Raw genomic sequence first — 1,658 nt, 5'->3', positions numbered from 1 at the left:
GGCGGCCACCGCGCTGCGGCCGGTGGCACGGGGCCGGGCGAGATCACCTCGGGCGTCCTCGCCGGGGTCGCTGTGATGGGGGGCGGTGGCCAGGGCGGTGGCGGCGTCGGTGAGATGCATCGGGCCATAGCCGGCGGTGACGCTGGGCGCGCCGCCATGGGCGTCCCAGCGGGACTCCAGATAGGAGACGGCGAGCAGCACACTGCCGGGTACGTGATACCGGGCGGCGGCCTGGGCGAACTCCCGCTGGAGCGCACCGGCGGCGGGCCTGTCCGCCGTGGCGGCCGGACCGGCCGTGACCATCGGCAGGAGCAGGGCCGCCGAGGCGACCGCGCCGAACACCCGGGTCCGGTGGCTTCTTCGTCTGCCGGTCCTCGCGTTCCGTCGTGACTCCGGTACGGATCCTCGCAATGCGGCCTCCTCGGGACGGGCCGTGCCGAGCGCTTGGAGTGCTGATGGACCGAACTTACCAAGAGCAAAGCCCAGGCAGACGATCCGTCAATATGACGTGGATGGCGCTCATCAGACTGGGTGGCTGGCGCAATGCGCGTCAACGCCCGCGCCGGGGGTTTCCCAGCGCGGGCGTGGAAACGCACCGGAGCCGTGTTCGCCCGTACGGGCGAGCACCGACACGCCGTAGGTCGGCGGAACGGCGTGTCGGTCCGGCTCCTCAGCGCGTACCGACGGCGGCCCGGACGGCCCGGCGGGCCATCGCGCAGTCGTCGTGGAGCCGGCGGAGCAGGAGTCGCTGCTCCTCGCCGGACTCGGGGGTGGTGCCGGGCGGGGCGGGCTCGTGCATCGCGCGCTGCACGGCCGTCTCATAGGTCCTGATCTCCCGGGTGAGCACCAGCATCAGATTCACCAGAAAGGCGTCCCGGGACGTGGTCCCCGCCTGCTGGGCGTGCTGACTGATCTGACGCCGTGCCACCGGGGCGTCGCCGAGGACGGTCCAGAGCGTCGCCAGGTCGTACCCCGGCAGATACCAGCCGGCGTGGTCCCAGTCGACGAGCACCGGCCCGGCGGGGGAGAGCAGGACATTGGAGAGCTGGGCGTCGCCATGACAGAACTGCCCCTGGACATGGGCCAGGCCGTGGAGCAGTTTCTGGAGATCGCCCATGTCACGGTCGGTCAGCAGCCCCAGCTCGTGATAGCGGGCGATGCGCTTGCCGTAGTCCAGCGGCATGTCGAACATCCCGGCGGGCGGCCGCCAGAGATTGACCCGGCAGATGGCGCCGAGCGCCGCCCGGACGTCCGCGCGGGGCAGGGTGTCCACCGGGTGCCGCTGGGTGGCGGCGGGCCGGCCGGGCATCCGCTCGATGACCAGGGTGCAGTGCTCCGGATCGGCGGCGATGAGCCGCGGGACCCGGACCGGGGGGCGATGCCGGACAAACGCCCGATATGTGGCTATTTCATGACGGAATCGTTCGGCCCATGCGGAGGAATGATCCAGTAAACACTTGGCCACGGCCGTGCTCCGCCCGGTCGTGCCGACCAGGAGGACGGAGCGCCCGCCCCGGCGCAGCACCTGGACGGGGTTGAACTCGGGGCAGATGCGATGGACCGATGAGATCACCGTGCGCAGCTGCGCGCCCTGGGGGCCGGACAAGTCGATTCTCCCGCTGAGCGGTTGGGCGCCGAGCCCCGGGGCCCTCCGCGCC

General features: G+C 72.0%; 1 protein-coding gene and 1 pseudogene. Both read right to left on the bottom strand.

Features of this window, described 5'->3' with window-relative positions:
- Positions 1–411, bottom strand: a pseudogene (locus K6I33_RS34860) (N-acetylmuramoyl-L-alanine amidase); the annotation flags it as partial.
- A gap of 259 nt (positions 412–670) precedes the next feature.
- The coding region (locus tag K6I33_RS34855) for an aminoglycoside phosphotransferase family protein (RefSeq protein ID WP_229358799.1) at positions 671–1,658 on the bottom strand (988 nt) is incomplete at its 5' end.

The organism is Streptomyces sp. UNOB3_S3 (genome assembly GCF_020740895.1).
GTDB lineage: Bacteria > Actinomycetota > Actinomycetes > Streptomycetales > Streptomycetaceae > Streptomyces.
This window is presented reverse-complemented; position numbering and strand designations above follow the sequence as displayed.